Consider the following 18914-nt stretch of genomic DNA (forward strand, 5'->3'; position numbering starts at 1 on the left):
ATGCTTACGAAGTGGTTTTGCCGGAGGCAAAACCTTAAGGAGGAATAAAAACTTGAATCCTTCTATGCGTTTGAAAGTGAAAGGGGATACGTTCTTTCTCCCCGATTCGAATGGAGGCGTCTATTTTCGCAATAATACGGGTTCGTTCCGAATGGAAGGCGACATGATCGATCAATGGATCGAAAAATTGATGCCCATGTGGAGTGGAAATTATTCCATGGCCGATCTGACGGACGGGCTGCCGGAACTGTACAGGGTACGGGTTTATGAAATCGCGGAAGTACTGCTGAGTAACGGCTTTGTCCGGGATACTAGTCAAGACCATACGCACAGCCTCTTGGAAGTGATCGAACGGAAATATGCCTCACAGATCGAATTTCTGGACAGTATGGGCGGTTCGGGCGCTCACCGCTTTCAAACCTATCGGCAGGCTAATCCGATTGCGGTCGGTTCCGGTCCGATATTTGTCTCGCTAGTTGCGGCTTTGTTGGAATCTGGAATGCCCCGGTTTCGAATGTTGATCACGAACCCGGTGACTACGGATCGCCAGCGGATCTCCGAGCTAACAGCGACCGCGCGGCTATCGGACTCCGAGATCGAGATCGAGGAGATCTTTCCGTCGCATGACGGCTCCCTCGATTGGCCGGAAGTCGTACGACTGGCGGACTCCATTCTCTACGTCGCTCAGGATGACGATCCCGGAGAGCTCAGAGCGCTGCATGCTGCCTGCAAGGATGCGAAGAAGATACTGCTGCCTGCCGTCTACTTGCGGCATGCGGGCATAGTAGGGCCGTTGGTACACCCGGATTCGGACGTCTGCTTCGAATCCGCATGGCGCAGGATTCACCGAACCGCCCTTGGCGATGAGGAGCGGGCGATTGACGTCTCTAGTACGTGTGAAGCCATGCTCGCGAATGTGGTCGTATTCGAATGGCTTAAGACTGTAACGGGGACGACAGCTTCGGAATTGAACGGAAAGCTGTTTCTGCTGAATCCGGAAACATTAGAGGGCGAATGGCATTCGTTACTTCCTCATCCACTGGTCAAGGGTCTTCATCCGGCCGATCCTACAGATCTGTTCGACCTGCCGATCGATCAGCGTACGGAGAGGCAGGGAGCAGACCGTCTCCTCTCCTATTTCAATCGCTTGACTTCGGCAGAGACCGGTATTCTTCACCGTTGGGAGGAAGGGGACTCGAAGCAGCTTCCTCTCTCGCAGTGTCGCGTCCAGGCAGTCGACCCGCTGTCGGAAGGTCCCGCCGAGCTGCTGCCGCAGATCGTCTGTTCGGAAATGACGCACCATGAAGCCAGGAAGGAAGCGGGCTTGGCCGGCATCGAGTCGTACGTGTCGCGACTAGCCGGGGTTCTGAAGGCTACCAGACCTGCGCAGCCGGATTCTTCCGTAAGCCAACTCGATTCGCAGCCAGATGAATTTGTAGGGATTGGAGCGGGAGAGACAGTCGCGGAAGCGGTCTTCCGCGGACTGCGGAAATGTCTGTTCGAGGAGCTGAAAAGCCGTTCCGAATCTAATATGCCCTCCGTTTATCGAATCAAGCTTAGCAAGGTTGAGGATGATATTTGCCACTATTGCTTGCGCGCATTGACTACGATGCGGGACGCCCCGGTAATCGGACTAGGGCAAGAAGCGGCGGGTTTCCCGGTCGTCTGGGTAGGTACGAACGGGTACTGGTACGGCGGAGTCGGAGTCAACCGCACGATGGCGCTGCGAGAAGCGCTCCGACAGGCGCTGATGAAAATCCAAAACGATGCGGCGGACATCCAAGCCCAAATCCTGGAGCGCTCATCGGTCAAGGTGGAAGATGCTTTACCGCAGAATCTGACGATTCCCAGCTTCGATGAGTCGGAATACGGCATGACGCTGCAGTCCGTCCAGCAGATCCTGCAATTGAACCGTAAGCGGATCGCGGTCGTTGATTTGTCGATAGAACCGTTTATGAAAGAAGAGTTGGCAGGTGTGTTTGGCGTGTCGCTGCGAGAGGAGGAGACGCATTGAGCGCGATTGTGACGGTCATTGGGGAAGGACAGCTCGCGGATTTGGTAAGCAAGCAATTGTCTGCCGATGACCGCTATCGGCTGATTCGGCAGAAGAGCATGGAATCTGGAGAGGCGACAACGGGAGACTTGGCGTTGGTGTTGAACGATGCATGGGATCCTTCAATTCATCTTGCGGCGGAGGAGCGGTTCCGACAGTCGGGAACGCCCTGGCTACGCGGTTTTGTTGCATTCGGAGAAGGAATTGTTGGTCCGCTGGTTCGTCCGGAGGGGCAAGGATGCTCGCAATGCGCGGATACCCGGCTCCTGCTGGCAGGAAGCGACCGAAGGGAATCATGGGATCTACAGCAGAAGCTGGCATCGCATGGGGGAATCGCCAGGGACGCTTGGGCGTCACGCTCGGGAATATTGCAGGTGGCATGCCTTGTTGCGGCAGAAGCCGTGAAGATGCTAGATGGCGGGCAGCCGGAGATGGAAGGCCGGATGTACTTGATCGATCTGCGTACGTTGAAAAGCTCGTCGCACTTCTTCCTGCCTGATCCGCTATGTTCAATCTGCGGCTCGTTACCTGAAGACGATGCGGAGACGGCCCGCGTTGCGCTGCAGCCAAGCCTGAAAATCAGCGACGAAACGTATCGCAGCCGTTCAATGGATGAGCTGAAGAATGTTTTGGCCAAAGAATACCTGGATGCTAGGACCGGTTTTCTGAACGGGAAAATGGTTGACCTTGTGTCCCCATTCGCCGATGCGAGTATCAATTTGCCCTTGTTTGGCGGTGATGAGGCTTGCGCAGGTCGGACACACTGCTATGCGGATAGCGAAATGACAGCCATCCTGGAGGGATTGGAGCGTTATTGCGGTCTGTCGCCCCGCGGCAAACGATCCGTCGTTCATGATAGTTACCGCAATGTGCAGGACCAGGCACTCGATCCTCTCCGCGTAGGCGTCCATGCGAAGGAACAGTATGAACGCTCCGACTTCCCGTTCAAGCCATTCGATCCCGAGCGGCCGATCGATTGGGTATGGGGCTATTCATTCCTGCAGCAGCGTCCGATTCTCGTACCAGAACTGCTGGCTTATTACAGTTCGGGCTGCGGTCACGGATTCGTATACGAAACGTCCAATGGCTGCGCGCTGGGCGGCAGTCTGGAGGAAGCGATCTTCTATGGGATGCTGGAAGTGGTGGAGCGCGACTCCTTCCTCATGACCTGGTATGCGCGGCTGCCCCTGCCGCGCCTGGACCACCGTTCGGTCCAGGACCGGGAATTGCGATGGATGACGGATCGTTTGGAGACCGTGGCGGGCTATGAGGTGCATTTGTATAAATCGACAATGGAGCACGGTATACCGAGCGTGTGGGCGCTCGCGAAAAACAAGAAAGAGCGGGGCGTGAACCTCATTTGCGCTGCGGGCGCCCATCCGGATCCGATCCGCGCGGCGAAGAGCGCGATCCACGAGGTGGCGGGCATGCTGCTCACGGTCAGCGAGAAATTCGAGGAAAACCGTCAGCAGTATGAACGGATGCTTCACGATCCGTACCAGGTCGTTCAGATGGAGGATCACTCCATGTTGTACGGTTTGAAACAGGCGGAGGAACGGCTCGATTTTCTGCTGAATGACGATCGTCCGATGCAATCGTTCGCCGAAGCGTTTGAACCGAGGGGCTGGAACGCCGATCTGACCGATGATCTGAAGGCCATGCTGCATGTTTTTCACCAATTGAATCTTGAAGTGATCGTGGTCGACCAGACGACTCCGGAGACGCGTCGTAACGGACTACATTGTGTGAAAGTGCTCATTCCTGGCATGCTGCCGATGACGTTCGGGCAGCATCTCATCCGTTTGACGGGACTGGATAGAGTGCTCAGGGTCCCTGCGGAGCTGTCTTATTCGCTGGAGCCTTTGTCGCCCGAGCAGCTTAATCCATATCCGCACCCGTTCCCATAAATACGGCTTATGGACCGAGTGATTGAAGCCAGGGAGGAAAGCGATGAGTCAGATGAATCTGGAAGTTTTTCTTCACCGTTTGCAATATGACCCGGATAAAGTCAAGCCTTTGGATTGGGAGACAGATTGGGATGACGCGCCGCTTCCTTACAAGCTTTATCGCGGCTTGCCGATGTTTCCGCTATCCAGAGAAGTGCCGGCAACGCTCGAAGGCAGGGATACGACCGGTGTACCAAGCCTTCGCGATATCGGACATTTCCTCTACTATGTTTTTGGGCTAGCGCAATTGACCCAATCCGTTACGGAGCGGGATACATCGGAAGAATTGGGAGGCGTCTTGCAGATGTGCCGGCGCTTCGTTCCTTCCGGAGGCGGGCTATATCCGAGCGAACTGTATTTCTATTTGAAGCTTGGTGAATTGCCTGCCGGCGTATACCATTACGATGCGGCGCATCATCGGTTAGCGTTGCTACGCGAAGGGAATTATGACGAATACTTGGCGAGGTCACTCGGGAATCGCTGCGACGCGAACAGTTGCTTCGGTGCTGCCTTCGTATCTACGGTATACTGGAAGAATTTTTATAAATACAATAATTTTGCCTACCGGCTGCAGGGACTGGACGCTGGCGTTCTGATCGGACAGCTGCTCGAAGTCGCGAAACGATTCGGATTTTCGTCTGGCGTGCATTTTCAATTTCTCGATCAAGCCGTTAATCATCTGCTCGGACTATCGGAACAAGAGGAGAGCGTGTATGCGGTTATCCCCCTATCTACGGAACCGGCGTTCAGGTGGATGGCCAACGGGAACGAGGATGAGGAAACGGTTTTCGCCTCCGAGCTATGCCGGGAGTTGTCGCCAGTCAGACATGATCACTATGTCAGGTCGCAGAAGATCGTAGATTATCCGATGCTCCTTCGGATGAGCGAAGCGTCCCGACTGGATTCGACACGATTGTTTCGACAGATCCTGAAGGATGAACGAGCAATCTCGGATCAAGCGCTCGCACTGCCTCTGCCGCCTGTAGATCGCTTGTCGTATGATTTGGCGACGGTTTGCCGCAACCGGTTCTCACCCGAGACGGAATTTGTCTTGAAGCCGATTGGTCTCTCCCAACTTGCAGCTCTGCTTTCGGAAGCGACGGCTTCCTTCTCGTATCGCAACGACCTGGATGGACTACAGGAGGAGCCGGAACCCCGTGTATGCCTCTATGGCTGCTTCTACGGGGTCGAAGACGTTCCGGACGGCGCTTATCGGTACAATAGCGCCGCGCATGCGCTGCAGCCGGTTTGTCTTGGAGATCACAGGCAACGGATGCAGGAGGGAATGTCTCTTCCCAATATCAATTTGTTTCAAGTACCACTCGGCTTTCATGTGGCAGGGGAGAGGAGTTTCTTTCAATCGCAGCTCGGCAAGCGGGGATACCGCATTCTGCAAATGGAAGCCGGGATGCTCGTGCACCGATTATTGCTGGCGTCATCCGCCCTCGGGATGGGCGGGCGTCCGCTTCTCGGGTTTGACGCTAATGACAGCGATACGCTTTATCGGACGGATTCCCGGGATGAAACAGGGCTGATTTTTATACCGGTCGGTCCATATCGTCAACGATTGCGGTTGGCGGGCAGTTTGAGCCGTTAAAAAAGCTCGAGTTCAGTCAGTGATTTGGGCCATTATAGGACTCCACTAGCTTGTCGGAATTTGGAACAATCTTTGCGACTGGATATTGGAGGATGAGTAATGCAAAGGGGGGGTTCTCCTTTATGTGTTGCTCGTCCTTTTGAAAAGTGGCATTTCTGATGTCATTCCTTCATTTCCAGTGATTATCAATTGATATATCATCATGAAATAATATACTATATACATATATTCATCTTATATACTCATTTCTATACTGATAAAGGGCAGATTGCTGATTAAAGTAATCTGGCAAGGAGGGGTTTCTAATGAAAGTTAGACCATCTGTAAAACCTATTTGTGAAAAATGTAAAACCATTAAAAGAAATAGGACCGTCATGGTCATCTGCGAGAATACCAAACACAAGCAAAGACAAGGTTAATCCTCTAACTCCATGGAGCACTGTAGCATAATTTACGGTGTTCCTTTTTTTATGGACAAAATCAATGGGCAGATTAGTTGATTCCCTCTTTGACGTGTGTACTGCCGCAATTTAAAGGGTTTTAATTCATAGGTAGGAGTAAAGGATCTTGCTTCGAAACTGCAGTAGCAGCAGCGAAAAAGAGTTGAGAATAATCTCAACTCTATCATCGTCTCGGTGTAGTCTGAGGAAACCCACGACTTAAGATATTCTTTAGATTTCAGTTTACAGGTACAAGTTACTTTGATTGTTGAGCTTTGTCTGTTTGAAACGCCGATTGTACTTGACTGATCATAGTTTGAGCTTGTTTGATTTCGTTAGAAGCTTGTTTTAGAGCTTCTTCACAAAGAATTTGATTTGAAGCAGATTGCTCAATGGCTTGTGTAATAAGGTCTTTAGCGATAGATGTGACTGCTTCCGCCTTTTTCAAAGAATTTGTATCAATTTGTTGTGCCATTTTGATGTTCCTCCAGTCATATTGTATGCTAATGGTTTTCTTTCTATTTCATTGCATCCTGATTATGAGTTGCTAAAGCGAAATGTTCAAGGCCGGCTTGAGCAAACCAATTAGTTAACAAAAATAATATGGCTTGTAGGATTCAGAGACATACAAGGAAGAATAAGGATACTGTTAAACAGACAATTGTTTGAATAAAGAATCACCTCGGCCGAAAACATCAAACTCATTTTATTTTTCATACAAAAAAGGATTAAACAAATACCGCCGCTTCTGGGCGGTATTTGTTTTGTTTCAGCATGTAAGGACGATTGTAGGAACAGGATCAAAATTCTCTGATTAAAATCTTTATTTTATATTAATGGGATCTGCATATTTTCTTTATTTCAATCTAGTAATCTATCTTCTGTGAGAGGAGATAGATAGCATATGACACCACGAAGTAACTTAGATCTATACCGAAATGAAACAAGTTTGATGAGATCGAAAAGAACGAGATTCATCATTCTGGTTTCAACTTTTCTAATTGTATTGGTTACAACTATTTTTTTGATATCTCAATCTAGAACGACATTTTCACCTGAAGAGATAATCGAACCACAAAATAGAGTACCCGTGGATACGAGTAAAAAAGATGATCGTGATGTGGAAACACAAAGGAAAGTCGTTTATTTAACGTTTGACGACGGTCCAAGTAAATTAACAGCTGAATTTCTAGACTTATTGAAAGAGCATGACATCAAGGCAACTTTTTTTATGCAAGGAAGTCAATTGCAGCGTACGCAATTCCAAAGTGATGTGAGACGAGCGGTACAAGAAGGACATTATGTTGGGGCGCACAGCATGACGCATCAATATAAAAAACTATATCAAGAAAAACAATTTGTCCCTGAAATGCATGAAACATTGTCTCTTATCCATGACATTACAGGTGAAAAACCTCATTTGGTAAGACCACCGTATGGATCGGTACCAGGCTTAGCTAATAAACAAATCCGAGATCAAATCGCAAAAGCTGGGATCAAATTATGGGATTGGACGATTGATTCAAATGATTGGAGGCTTAAGGATCAGCCGAATGAAATTGTCGAAAACATCAAGAGAGGCACAAAATCGAATCTAGAAGTCGTACTCATGCATGAGAAACCTCAAACATTAGAAGCACTTCCGGATATAATCAACTTTTATAAACAGAAAGGGTACAAATTCGCTGTATATGATGAGTCTGAGCATATCCAAATGAATTTCCTGAAGGATGATCGACTGTAGATGAAAGAGATAGAAGAGAGGAACCGTTGATGAAAAAGAAAAGGAATACCATTTTGTTAGGAGTATTATTCTTGATAATCTATATGACTTATGTTATGGGGACTAACTATATTAGCAATGCAGATGATAGTTTAAGTAGCAAGAGTGAAAGTACGACCAAAGCAGGTTTCAAAATCGTGATTGATCCTGGACATGGGGGACAAGATCCCGGGGCGAAAGGTACCAGCGGTCAATATGAAAAAGACTTTACGTTGCAGCTAGCACGAAAGGTGAAAGAACTTGCAGAGAAAGAAACACAGTTACAGATATATTTGACAAGAACCGATGATCGCACGATTTCTTCGATTGATAGAGAAAGACCTAAATTTGCTAATCATCTTGGCGCGGATTTATTTATATCGATTCATGGAAACACGTATACAGACCCGAGTGTTTTCGGAACAGAAACATTCTATTATCGTGAGGAATCCCTTCCTTTTGCGACGATTATGCATAAAAATCTAGTAAATGCGACCGGATCAAAGGATCGGGGTATAAAAAAGGAAGCCTTTTTCGTTGTGAAAGAAACAGAGATGCCTGCAGTTTTGTTGGAGGTAGGTTATTTAACAAATCCAAATGAAGAGCTAAAAATGTGGAAGGATGATTATCAATATCGCGTGGCTGCATCCATTATCGATGGTATTAAAGAATATCTTAATATGAGTAAATAGTGCAAGTTAATGTATTATAAATGATCACTTTCCTGGGAATAGATAATGCGGATACCTAATTGGATTAGATTGGAGATATTAGCAGGATGAAATTCCTACATTTAACGTACGAACTTGTGTTAGGTTTTTTTCTTCTTAAAGATGGGATATTAGATCGGCATGAGTTGAAAAAAAATCGAATAAATCAATTGCAAAGTTTACTTCGGCAGAGCGAAACCTTCTCGATTAGGGAGGTCGCATATTGCTATTTGGAACCGAATGGTTCGATCAGCATACTTAAGAAAGCGAAGTATCAAAAAACAACATTGGAGGATTTCAATCTTACAGGTAAATCAGTTAATGTCCCTGTTACGCTTATTCGTGATGGGGAAGTATTGTGGGATGAGGTCAAAGACTTAGGTTTTAATGAAATATGGTTAAAGGAGCAGCTTTTATCACAACGTGTTTCAAAATACGAAGATGTTCTTATAGCCGAGTGGTTGGCGGGGGATGGGCTTTTCATACAGACCTAATCTCCATTTCTTCAACCTCATGCTTATCACTCAACTTAAAAAATCTCGATTCGTTTGCGAATCGAGATTCATTTATATACAATTAAAACCCTTTAAATTGCGGTTCTTCATTCTCCAATTGCTGTACGCGAGATGAAACTTGGTCTACAATGCTTTGTGTTGTTTTTGCCGCGTCCTCGAACATGTTTTTAGCTTCTTGGTTTTGCGTCTCCAGCGCATATGATTCTAGACAGGCTTGTGCGCTTTTCAAGCTTGCTAAGGTTGTTTTTACTTGTGATCCGACTGTCACTACATCCACCTCCTTTGTGTACATACCACAATAATCTAACCTTTTTTGAGAAATATATTCTTTTCTTGTAGCAATCCTCTTTTGTTTGCATTATCCACCTAAAACAGACAAATACTAGTTGTCGTAAATGATACGGAGTGGAGGATATTATGAAAATTAAGAAAAGGTTTTTATTGCTAATGATGATTGTCACGATTGTTCTCGTATGCTTACCCATTGCAGTGCAAGTATCGATAGCTAAAATCAAGCCAGAAGCTAAACCAAGGACTGAATTATTAACCCAAATTAGAGAGGAAGCCCCAAAACGGTTTATTCCTCCCATAAACGCACGATTAGATCATGTATGGTACGCGATTCCCGGTTATAACGGACTTGAAGTCGATGTAGAGAAAACCTATGACCTAGCCAAACATCATTCAAATGAGCCTATAAGGTACGTTTATCGGGAAGTAGTCCCGGCAATCAATCTTCATGATTTGGGGCCCAATCCGATTTACCGAGGGAATCCTAAGAAACGTATGGCTTCATTAATGATAAATGTAGCATGGGGAGATGAGTTCATTCCGGGCATATTAGACGTATTAGAAAAAGAACAAGTTCGTGCTACCTTTTTCTTTGATGGCTCCTGGTTGAGCAAGCATATCGATACGGCCAAAATAATCGCTGGAAAGGGACACGAGTTGTCTAATCATGCTTATTCACATAAGAATATGAGTCAACTTAGTAAGGGGCAAGCATTAAAAGAAATTGAGAAGACAGAGGACTTGTTAAGAAATCAGCTTGGTATAAACAACAAGTTATTTGCACCCCCATCAGGAGACTATTCGAAGGAAACAGTTAAAATTGCAGATGCTTTACATTTAAAAACGATATTATGGACGGTCGATACAGTGGATTGGAGACACCCAAGTCCTGATGCAATTATTAGTAAAATAGCGAAACACGTTGAATCAGGTTCTTTAATATTGATGCACCCGACGAATTCATCAAGCAGAGCATTAAAAGGAATGATTCAAGAAATCAAACGAAAAGGGCTAATCCTTAATACAGTCAGTGAAGTAATATCGACCCAGAGAACTCCGGATGCCAGTCCTATAATTTTGGAGGAGCCTGTCATAAGAAATCCAGTCTAAAATGTACAAAAAGTAGTCAAATTCCCAGAAGGGAACTTGGCTACTTTTTTTTGTTTTGTTACTCTAATAATCCAAGTTCTTCGTAAACCTTCATCGAAATAACCCCGTCTTGCATCAATTTATGATCCCGCTGAAATTGTTTTACGGCTATGGTTGTATCCGAGCGAAATTTCCCATTACAAACACCTCGAAAATATCCAGCACTTTTTAGACGAGATTGGACCAGTTGTACGTCACCACCTACGTCTCCTTCTGCCAATACCCTCGGATCATGATTACTATCACCCAGAACATGCCCATAAATCGTTACTTTGGTTCCGACTGGGACCATCTCAAATAATTCAATAACATCGTTGTTACGCATGCGAATACAACCGTGACTCTGATGTTGTCCGATGGAAGAGGGCCTGTTGGTTCCATGAATGCCGTAAATACCCCAAGGTACGTTTAATCCGAGCCAGCGAGGTCCAAACGAAGGGCCCCAGTCCTTTCCTTTATAAATAATCTGGTACTCTCCAACAGGCGAAGGCGTTAATGGATTTCCGACAGCTACGGTATATGTTTTGATGACTTGCCTTTGCGCACGTACGATCAGCTTGTGCCGTTGAGGATATACTTCAATGGAAAAGAATCCTTGGTCCGCGACAATCGGCAACGAAGGATCTGCATGTGCCTGATGGTGATTCATTCCGCCTGCGATAAGAATCATCACAACCACGAAAACGAAAATGGGCCTAGCCATTAATGATCACCAAAAAAACATAAGCCGGCGCGATTTCCTGGGGTTGTCCAGCCCCTGTTTGATTTCGTTCCTCTTCGTTCAATGCAGTTAGTGTAGGATCATTTAGCATGTAAGTAACTCCTTTGATTTCTGATGGAATGGTAAATTTGTGATATCCAGGAAATAAATATATGAAATGAAGTTTGCTCAGAAAGAGGTCATGTTATGTATTGAAATGGCTGGTCTATAGAACGGGTTCAAGTAAAGCGAATGAAGTTATAAAAAAAGACGGGAACCAAGTAAAGGTTATCCCGTCTTTCACGTGCAAGAATTAGCGCGCATTCAGCGTTCTTTTTCCTTTCATTTTACGATTTACATTCCTGAAGTCACTTGGTTGACGTTTAATTCTATTTTTTTTGTGTTTTACGTTTTTTACCATGGCTTTAGGTCCCATGAAAGAGCTAAACAATTGAAATGTAGGAACCATTTGCTTGTACAATCCATACGCTTGTTGGAGCTGTCCCACAATTGTCATAAATCCATCCATTCCACCTATTCGTTCAAAGGTTGACATAGGTTGACTAGAAATTGGTTGAGATTGGGATTCGTCATCCGGATTTAGGGGAAAATCACTATCAGAAGCTGGATATCTTTTGGAGATATCATTTTTTCCCATCAATGATCACCTTTCTTACCTAGAATAATATTCAAAATGTGCATGAGTTATGCTAGTATATTCCGGATATTTCTCGTCGGTATAGTTACATAACTAAAGAATATTTGATAAATCGTAGTATTTTATTCGTTCCCATAAGAATCGCTATTAATAATTAATCTATAAATAGGGTGAAGCTGTTCGTTGGAATAAAGTCGGTTTCAATGGTTAAAATAACTAAAATTGGAATTCGGCAAGGTGGAATATCATGAAGGATGTGTTAAGTAAGTTCTTTTCAAACAACCGGACAGAAGAAAAACCACAAATGAAAATAAGTGTGTATTCTTCTTTAGATCAAAATATGGAATATATTAAAAATCAGCTCTTTCATGCAAGTGACTTGAAATGGCGAAGCATTAGCTTTAATCAATCTAAGGGTCTCATTGTTTTCTTAGAATCCTTGGCGGATCTACAGAAAATTCAACAAGAGATCATCAAGCCTTTAGAGGGAAAAAGTCAAGGAAACGTGGATGAAGTCGTGACTTCTGTGGGGATCACGAAACACTCAGATCTGAGCGAGGTGCCTCACGCCTTAATTCAAGGGAATTGTATATTGTTATTTGAAGGTTCAACAGAAATTTTTATTGTCGATGTAGCTACAGTGAATATACGAAATATTTCGGAGCCAGCGAACGAAGGGATTATTCGCGGCGCGCATGATGGTTTTATAGAGCACCTCATGACGAATCTTTATCTGGTTCGGAAGCGCGTCGAGAATCCGAATCTGGTCGTTCGTTATTATCAGAGCGGAAAGGCAACCAAAACAAAATTAGCTCTGCTCTATATGCAGAATCTGGCGAATCCGGATCTGATCAAAGAAGTAGATCAAAGAATCAATTCCATTTCGTTGGACATGACACTCTCTTCAGGTTTCATTGCCGAAATGATGGAAGATAACCCTTCTTCCATATTTCCGCAAATCTTACTTACAGAAAGACCGGATCGGACGGCAGCTCATCTTATGGAAGGGCGTGTCGTTATTTTAGCAGATGGAGACCCGTCTGCGCTGATTTTACCGGTGACTTTCTTTGCCTTTTATCAAAGCCCTGACGATTATCATAGCAGGTGGATTGCCGGATCGTTTGTTCGTCTGATTCGTTTGGTGAGCTTTATCATCGCATCACTTATACCTGCTTTATATATAGCGATTATTGGCTTCCACCCTGAAATTCTTCCCGAAAATTTGATTTTTTCCGTGAAGAGCAGTATAGACAAGGTTCCATTTCCGCCTATTGTGGAGGCTCTTATTATGCAGCTTACCTTAGAAGTACTGCGTGAAGCAGGGGTTCGTCTGCCGAGCCGTGTAGGTCAAACCATCGGTATTGTTGGCGGTTTGGTCATTGGCGAATCAGTCGTGCGTGCCGGATTGATATCCTATCCCATGGTTATCGTCGTCGCCTTAACGGCTATTTCCTCTTTTGTCGCACCGTCTAATGAGATAAGTACAGCAACACGAATTCTAGGCTTCCCGCTCATGATCCTGGCTGCGTTGTTTGGTTTGATCGGGATTACATTCGGCATGTTTTTCATCTTGATTCACTTATGTAAATTAGAGTGCCTTGGTACACCCTATTTTGCACCTGTCATGCCTCTTCGAATGAAAGATATGAAGGATACATTTGTGCGTTTCCCGATATGGAGTCTGAATCAACGCCCTCATGATCCGCATCCCCAAAAGTATGTTCAAGAAAGAAATTCAAGAGGGTGGAAACAGGATGATCCCGGAAAAGAGTAGAATTACGCAAGGTCAGCTCATGTTTTTTATCATACAGTCTCAAGTGGGTGTTGGTATATTAACACTTCCTCATAAATTGCAAGAAAGCGCCAAGGGAGGAGGGTGGATTTCTGTCCTCATCGCAGGATTGGCCGTACAAGTTATTATTTTGATTCTATGGGCTCTTTGCAGACGATTTCCTTCCGATACAATATACGGTTTCTTGCCGAAGATTACCGGGAAGTTTCTTGGGAATCTGCTTTGCTTTCTTTATATTGGCTATTTTCTGTTCTCTGCAGGAACGGTTCTGGCCAAGTTTGCCGATGTCGTGGGAAGGTGGGTGCTGTCAGCAACGCCTAGATGGGCATTATTAATTCTCGCCCTTCTCACTTGTATGTACTTGGCTAAAGAAAACCTTCGGGTGATTGCCAGGCTGTTCGTTATCTCTTCATTAACGATCATTGTAATGGTGGCATTATCCTTATGCGGTTATGTCAATGCGAACTTCACTTATATTTTTCCTATATCCGAAGCGGGATGGGGGAATATCATCAAATCTGCGAATGAGGCATTATTTCCTTTAGTCGGGTATGAAGCTATATTGGTGCTTTATCCTTTGGTTGAAGGGAAGAGCGGCGGAAAATTAAAGGCAGCTTCTTTAGGTAATATGATGATTACACTTTTTTACACCTTTGAGGTGTTTACCAGTTTAGTCATTTTCAGCCCGGCGGTCATGCCCGCGGTTTCAGAACCTCTCCTCTACATGTTGAAAGGTTTTTCTTTTCAGATCATCCAACGGATCGATTTGATCTTTTTGTCGTTATGGATCTTTGTCGTTAGCACCGCCATGGTTTCTTGGATATATATGGCATCCGTTGGGTTGGGTCACTTCTTTCACCGTGGCGAACATAAAAAGGCCGTCCCTTATGCCATATGCATACTCTTTATTCTGGCTATGATTGCACAAGAACCATCGGTCTCTGACTTCTACGATCAAGTAATTAAGATTTCTCATTATACATTTGTGGTTGGACTTCCTTTGATCCTGCTTTGTATTGCGTACTTTATGAGAAAAAGGGGGACGTAAGTCAGATGAAAAGGATCTGCTTCTTATGTGTGGTTATGTCTCTCCTCCTATTTATAGCTGGTTGCTGGGATCAAGATCTATTAAAGGATGCTCGTCTGCTCTATGGAGGAGGGTTTGATTTCGCACCGAATGGTAAGCTTCGAGTCACTTTTGTCATTCAGGACGTGCCAGCAGGTGAACAACAAAGTCCTAAAAACGATATTATATCTGCAGAGGGCGATACACCAATGGATGCTCGCGAACATGCAGATGATCAGATATCACGGCATCTTCGTACTTATAAAAACCGATTTGTTCTCATTGGAGAAGAACTGGCCAAACAAGATATTTATCCAGTCCTCGAAGTGTTCTACCGTGATCCGAAGAGTGCCTTAAACGCTAGAATCGGAGTGGCCCAAGGGACAGCGGAAGATATACTTTCCCTTAAGAAAGTAGGGAATGTCTTGATCGCAGAAGAAATTGATGAATTAATCAAGAGCAAAGAAGAGACGACAACCGTTCCCAAGGTGACACTTGAAAAGATCTACCCTGTGATGTTGGACCCAGGGGAAGATTTTGTTCTTCCTTACCTGATGGACCAAGGGGCTCGTGTGAATGTTTCTCGTGTGGCCATGTTTCATAACAATAAGTTAACAGGTACACTGAGTCCTGAAGAATCATCAATGTACTTATTATTGAAAAACAGCAAGGGGAAAGAGACAAGATTTACCCAAAATATGAGCACGAAAGGGGAAATGAGCACGACAGAGGACAATCCTCAAAGAAGGTATGACTTTCTGACCTTTAATATAGACAAGTTAAAGCGAAAAATGAAATTAAAGATTCAATCGGGCGATCAAATTATGGTTCATCTGGAATTAAAATTGAAAGTGAGTGTAATTGAGTATCCGAAAGATCGCTTAGAAAAGAAACAAGTGGTCGCAAAATTAAATAAGGATCTTTCGAAAAAGATGACTGATCTGGCTCAAAAAACACTTGAGCACTTGCAAGAAGCCCGCTGCGATGGATTAGGTATCGGTAGACAACTGATGGCGTTCCATCCACGCGTTTGGAAACAACAGAAAGAAGAATGGGGCAGCAACTATCAGAAAGTGAAATTTGCTCCAGTGGTACAAGTGGAAATTACGACGCAAGGGATTATTAATTGACATAACCAGAAAATAAGATGAGGTCATTAAAGTCCGAGACCTTAACCACCTCATCTTTGCTACTTTTTCCACGCGCTTGAAATGGCATGCACTTTTGCGCTTTCTCCCAAGGCTGATACATGATAGATGTCCTCGATTGTTCGAAGCACATGATAATGATTAATGGATTCCGAATACTTACCAGGTTTAACCATAGGTCCAACAAATATTGTCGGAATCCGGTTAGCTTTGGAGAAATCATCCTCATCCCATGTCACGATGAGGAGACTCCGATGTGTCTTAGCCCATGCGACATAGGAGCTCAGGTTTTCTTTTAACCACTGATCCGCTTGTTGAATGGTTCCGTCGTGCATATCATTCTGATGGTTCGGGATGACGAAAGAAACCGTTGGCAGCTTGCTAAAATCTGTCGGAAATGCGGTGAAAGGCTGATTCAAACTCGCAGGAACATTATTAAATTGGACCCACGGATTATGCTTACGCGCATAGCCACCTGCAGAACATCCGGTGTATCCAGCTCTTGGCATATCTTCCGAATACCCTTTGAAGGTAAGTTTCTTCTGAATCAGCTTACTTGCTAAATTCCCGGTTGAAAAAGACTTTCCGCACCGATCATCCTTGATCCCCTGGGTTGAGCCTGAGAAAAGTGCCAAATAATTCGGTTGACTCGGATGCGTATTTCCATGCGAATTGGTGAATAATGCCCCGTTATTGATCAGTTGGTTAAAATAGGGTGCTTTCTTACTCCCCACAATTTGGTTATAAGAGTGATTCTCTTCGACGACCACCACGATATGATCGATGGTTGGCATATGGGTATTCGCCGGAATTACTGCTGCTGCTTGTGCACTTGATTCGTTAACCAAGAGAACAATTAACGTACAAGCGAATGATAGAGTTAGCATTTTTTTTAATATTTTTACGTCGAATTTCAAGCGTTCCACCTCACGAAGTTGTATGTTGACTATGTATCCCTCAGCTATATATTTGGATACCTTCAGTATAGAGGGGTATTATTAATATTAGATGAGAAAATTCGGTAATGGAAGACAAACCATGGATTTTCTTTTTTGTTTGCTCTAATTTTGCATTTCACAGCAAATTTTCATTTTGGCTTACTATACTCAGATCAGTCAGATCGTACAAATTTGATGATTTAGTTACAATCCCTGGGTCAGAAGATAATTATTTGATACCGTTTTTATTTTTTATCGGTGTATTTGTTGTCTTTTTAACCATTCAATTGTTCGTAAAGAAATATGTACCTGTTGTTTATTGGGTTGTCATTACAGCAACAAGTCTAGCGGGTACAGCTTTTTCTGACTACATGGATCGTTCATTAGGTTTAGGGTATATGAAAGGCTCTGCTATATTACTCAGCTTACTAATTATCATTTTTGTATTTTGGTATTTTACTGAGCCATCATTAGACGTCAATCATATAGCTACAAAACGAGTTGAGGTTCTTTATTGGATTGCTATTTTAGTGTCTAATACATTAGGAACAGCGGCAGGAGATTTCCTATCGCATAAGGCTGAAGGCGTTGGGAAATTAGCCGGTGGAGGAAGTTTCCTAGAAGAAGGATTAGGACTTACGATTGCTCAAGGAGCCATGATAACAGGTGGTCTAATTATATTAGTTCTTTTAGCGTATTGGTTTAGTAATATTAATCGTGTCGTTTTATTCTGGTTAGCATTCATATTGACGCGTCCTTTTGGGGCGACATTTGGTGATTACTTGATTAAGCCGAATGAAAAAGGTGGACTAGGTTTAGAGAATGGTACTGTGATCGCCTCTGCCATTTTACTAGGTATCCTTGTAGTCTGTATTATTATTCAGTACGTAGCACAGAAAAAAGCGGGTACCACATCTGACCTCATGAATAAAGATTTAGCTTCTTAATGATAAGTTCAACAAGACAGTAAAACGCGAAAAAACGTATATTAAAGGTCACCTTCACAAAAAACCGGTTTCCCCGTTCGCTCTGGGAATCCGGCTTTTTTTATCAGTATAGAGTAGGAATTGGATGACAGGATACAGCGTCAACAAATCTTGGGTCAATGCCATAAAACATCCAGAATGCCCCATTCCATCGATAACCTGAAACTTCACCATACTCAACGCGAGTTGGGTAAAACCAGAAGCGTTCCCCATTCTTTAGCCAGACATAAGTGTATTGATATAAGCAGTCGACCATATAAGATACAGCGGGTTTTTCTGGGATGAATGTAGGGGGAGGAGACTGTGGCAGTGCGGTTGATCCTTGAGATCCCGGCGGTGGCATAAATGCCATTTGACTTCACTCCTTATCAATGGGGTATTCGTCTATCCTGCATATATATGTGGGTAAAGAACTAAATGACTGTACAGATGCCTAATCCGTGGAGGTACTGTGCACACTACAATATAGGAGAGGGTATACCAACAAGAGGAGATGCGAATATGAAAAAGTTTGGTTGCTTATGGTTATTTTTGTTCTTGATTACGATCCAGACACAAATGGTAGAGGTGTCAGCAAGTACAGTAAACGCCGATCCAATAGATCCTTCGATACTGAACTCACTTCGCCATGGTGGATATGTCCTTTATGTTAGACATGGAGAAGCTACAATAGGAGCGGACCAACCGCATATCATATACGGAGATTGCGCAACCCAAAGAAATCTTTCGGAGGAAGGCAGACAACAATCTGTGTCGTTCGGGGCTGCTCTTCGAAGATTGCATATTCCCGTTCATTATCCGGTTACAGCAAGTCCTTTTTGTCGAACAAGAGAAACAGCAGAACTGGCTTTTGGGAAACAGAATATTCAAGTTGACCCGTACTGGATTAAAATTTATCAATTAGGTGCTCACGTACCGCCTGCTAACCAGGCTAATACTTTAACAGAACTGACTACTGAGTTAGAGAAGGTACCGGTATCTGGGACAAATACCGTAATTGTGGCACACGGATTTCCTCAAGGAATAGGGTTGGGAGAAATTCCGTATTTAGGCACCGTTGTCGTGAAACCAAAGGGTCGAGGGAACGGATACGATATTGTAGATCGAATTTCATTAGAAGAGTTTACGGGTTCACCTTAAAAGAAACACCTGCTGCTAAACTT

Annotated in this window: 17 protein-coding genes and 1 pseudogene; 13 read left to right on the forward strand and 5 right to left on the reverse strand. The window is 44.4% G+C overall.

What is annotated here, in order from left to right; all coding sequences use genetic code 11:
- Positions 1-52 precede the first annotated feature (52 nt).
- The 4 genes from AC3WU2_RS05090 (at position 53) to rpmJ (ending at position 6015) form a co-directional block, all read left to right on the forward strand.
- Complete coding sequence (locus AC3WU2_RS05090) at positions 53-2014, forward strand: putative thiazole-containing bacteriocin maturation protein (RefSeq protein WP_492451855.1); 1962 nt, start codon at positions 53-55, stop codon at positions 2012-2014.
- Positions 2011-3960, forward strand: a complete 1950-nt coding sequence (locus AC3WU2_RS05095) for a TOMM precursor leader peptide-binding protein (protein WP_492451857.1) — start codon at positions 2011-2013, stop codon at positions 3958-3960. Before AC3WU2_RS05090 ends, AC3WU2_RS05095 begins: the two co-directional genes overlap by 4 nt.
- 43 nt (positions 3961-4003) lie before the next feature.
- Entirely contained in the window at positions 4004-5596 is a 1593-nt protein-coding gene (locus AC3WU2_RS05100) for a SagB family peptide dehydrogenase (protein WP_492451859.1), read from the forward strand.
- Between the two features lie 305 nt (positions 5597-5901).
- Complete coding sequence (rpmJ, locus tag AC3WU2_RS05105) at positions 5902-6015, forward strand: 50S ribosomal protein L36 (protein ID WP_492451861.1); 114 nt, start codon at positions 5902-5904, stop codon at positions 6013-6015.
- 277 nt (positions 6016-6292) lie between these two features.
- On the opposite strand, the gene AC3WU2_RS05110 is transcribed toward rpmJ, so the two are convergent.
- Entirely contained in the window at positions 6293-6511 is a 219-nt protein-coding gene (locus AC3WU2_RS05110; RefSeq protein ID WP_492451863.1) for a hypothetical protein, read from the reverse strand.
- Between the two features lie 477 nt (positions 6512-6988).
- On the opposite strand from AC3WU2_RS05110, the gene AC3WU2_RS05115 reads away from it, so the two are divergent.
- From AC3WU2_RS05115 to AC3WU2_RS05125, 3 genes and pseudogenes are all read left to right on the forward strand, one after another.
- The gene (locus AC3WU2_RS05115) at positions 6989-7780 is read left to right on the forward strand and encodes a polysaccharide deacetylase family protein (RefSeq protein WP_492452197.1); all 792 of its coding nucleotides are present in this window, start codon (positions 6989-6991) and stop codon (positions 7778-7780) included.
- Positions 7781-7809: 29 nt separating this feature from the next.
- On the forward strand, positions 7810-8490 hold the full coding sequence (locus AC3WU2_RS05120; protein ID WP_492451865.1) for an N-acetylmuramoyl-L-alanine amidase family protein: 681 nt from the start codon (positions 7810-7812) through the stop codon (positions 8488-8490).
- Positions 8491-8621: 131 nt separating this feature from the next.
- A pseudogene (locus AC3WU2_RS05125) lies at positions 8622-9002 on the forward strand (DUF421 domain-containing protein); the annotation flags it as partial.
- 82 nt (positions 9003-9084) lie between these two features.
- Here the strand turns inward: AC3WU2_RS05125 and AC3WU2_RS05130 are convergent.
- Entirely contained in the window at positions 9085-9291 is a 207-nt protein-coding gene (locus tag AC3WU2_RS05130) for a DUF1657 domain-containing protein (protein ID WP_492451867.1), read from the reverse strand.
- Positions 9292-9440: 149 nt separating this feature from the next.
- Between AC3WU2_RS05130 and AC3WU2_RS05135 the strand changes: the two genes are divergently transcribed.
- Positions 9441-10424: a polysaccharide deacetylase family protein gene (locus AC3WU2_RS05135; protein WP_492451869.1), complete on the forward strand. Its 984-nt coding sequence runs from the start codon at positions 9441-9443 to the stop codon at positions 10422-10424.
- Positions 10425-10482: 58 nt separating this feature from the next.
- Here AC3WU2_RS05135 and AC3WU2_RS05140 read toward each other — a convergent pair whose 3' ends face one another.
- Both AC3WU2_RS05140 and AC3WU2_RS05145 read right to left on the reverse strand, forming a co-directional pair.
- Positions 10483-11133: a L,D-transpeptidase family protein gene (locus AC3WU2_RS05140; protein ID WP_492452199.1), complete on the reverse strand. Its 651-nt coding sequence runs from the start codon at positions 11131-11133 to the stop codon at positions 10483-10485.
- A 343-nt stretch (positions 11134-11476) separates the two neighbouring features.
- Positions 11477-11821: a hypothetical protein gene (locus AC3WU2_RS05145; protein ID WP_492451871.1), complete on the reverse strand. Its 345-nt coding sequence runs from the start codon at positions 11819-11821 to the stop codon at positions 11477-11479.
- Between the two features lie 247 nt (positions 11822-12068).
- Here AC3WU2_RS05145 and AC3WU2_RS05150 point away from each other — a divergent pair, with 247 nt between their 5' ends.
- The 3 genes from AC3WU2_RS05150 to AC3WU2_RS05160 are packed head-to-tail and all read left to right on the forward strand — an operon-like array spanning position 12069 to position 15809.
- A complete protein-coding gene (locus AC3WU2_RS05150; RefSeq protein WP_492451873.1) occupies positions 12069-13595 on the forward strand; it encodes a spore germination protein in 1527 nt (508 codons plus the stop codon).
- A complete protein-coding gene (locus AC3WU2_RS05155) occupies positions 13576-14661 on the forward strand; it encodes a GerAB/ArcD/ProY family transporter (protein ID WP_492451875.1) in 1086 nt (361 codons plus the stop codon). The genes AC3WU2_RS05150 and AC3WU2_RS05155 overlap by 20 nt, the downstream gene beginning before the upstream one ends.
- A gap of 5 nt (positions 14662-14666) precedes the next feature.
- A complete protein-coding gene (locus tag AC3WU2_RS05160; RefSeq protein ID WP_492451877.1) occupies positions 14667-15809 on the forward strand; it encodes a Ger(x)C family spore germination protein in 1143 nt (380 codons plus the stop codon).
- Positions 15810-15868: 59 nt separating this feature from the next.
- On the opposite strand, the gene AC3WU2_RS05165 is transcribed toward AC3WU2_RS05160, so the two are convergent.
- Entirely contained in the window at positions 15869-16744 is an 876-nt protein-coding gene (locus AC3WU2_RS05165; protein WP_492451879.1) for an alkaline phosphatase family protein, read from the reverse strand.
- Between the two features lie 107 nt (positions 16745-16851).
- On the opposite strand from AC3WU2_RS05165, the gene AC3WU2_RS05170 reads away from it, so the two are divergent.
- Together AC3WU2_RS05170 and AC3WU2_RS05175 are read left to right on the forward strand one after the other, a co-directional pair.
- On the forward strand, positions 16852-17712 hold the full coding sequence (locus AC3WU2_RS05170) for a COG4705 family protein (RefSeq protein ID WP_492451881.1): 861 nt from the start codon (positions 16852-16854) through the stop codon (positions 17710-17712).
- A 540-nt stretch (positions 17713-18252) separates the two neighbouring features.
- Positions 18253-18891: a histidine phosphatase family protein gene (locus tag AC3WU2_RS05175; protein ID WP_492451883.1), complete on the forward strand. Its 639-nt coding sequence runs from the start codon at positions 18253-18255 to the stop codon at positions 18889-18891.
- Positions 18892-18914 lie beyond the last annotated feature (23 nt).

The organism is Paenibacillus sp. EB106-05-06-XG162 (genome assembly GCF_058791655.1).

Coding starts and splice junctions, on each gene's coding strand:
- AC3WU2_RS05175 (WP_492451883.1), top strand. CDS start 18,253: ATGAAAAAGTTTGGTTGCTTATGGTTATTTTTGTTCTTGATTACGATC.
- AC3WU2_RS05120 (WP_492451865.1), top strand. CDS start 7,810: ATGAAAAAGAAAAGGAATACCATTTTGTTAGGAGTATTATTCTTGATA.
- AC3WU2_RS05110 (WP_492451863.1), bottom strand. CDS start 6,511: ATGGCACAACAAATTGATACAAATTCTTTGAAAAAGGCGGAAGCAGTC.
- AC3WU2_RS05145 (WP_492451871.1), bottom strand. CDS start 11,821: ATGGGAAAAAATGATATCTCCAAAAGATATCCAGCTTCTGATAGTGAT.
- AC3WU2_RS05140 (WP_492452199.1), bottom strand. CDS start 11,133: ATGATTCTTATCGCAGGCGGAATGAATCACCATCAGGCACATGCAGAT.
- AC3WU2_RS05135 (WP_492451869.1), top strand. CDS start 9,441: ATGAAAATTAAGAAAAGGTTTTTATTGCTAATGATGATTGTCACGATT.
- AC3WU2_RS05160 (WP_492451877.1), top strand. CDS start 14,667: ATGAAAAGGATCTGCTTCTTATGTGTGGTTATGTCTCTCCTCCTATTT.
- AC3WU2_RS05155 (WP_492451875.1), top strand. CDS start 13,576: ATGATCCCGGAAAAGAGTAGAATTACGCAAGGTCAGCTCATGTTTTTT.
- AC3WU2_RS05100 (WP_492451859.1), top strand. CDS start 4,004: ATGAGTCAGATGAATCTGGAAGTTTTTCTTCACCGTTTGCAATATGAC.
- rpmJ (WP_492451861.1), top strand. CDS start 5,902: ATGAAAGTTAGACCATCTGTAAAACCTATTTGTGAAAAATGTAAAACC.
- AC3WU2_RS05150 (WP_492451873.1), top strand. CDS start 12,069: ATGAAGGATGTGTTAAGTAAGTTCTTTTCAAACAACCGGACAGAAGAA.
- AC3WU2_RS05170 (WP_492451881.1), top strand. CDS start 16,852: ATGGAAGACAAACCATGGATTTTCTTTTTTGTTTGCTCTAATTTTGCA.
- AC3WU2_RS05115 (WP_492452197.1), top strand. CDS start 6,989: ATGAGATCGAAAAGAACGAGATTCATCATTCTGGTTTCAACTTTTCTA.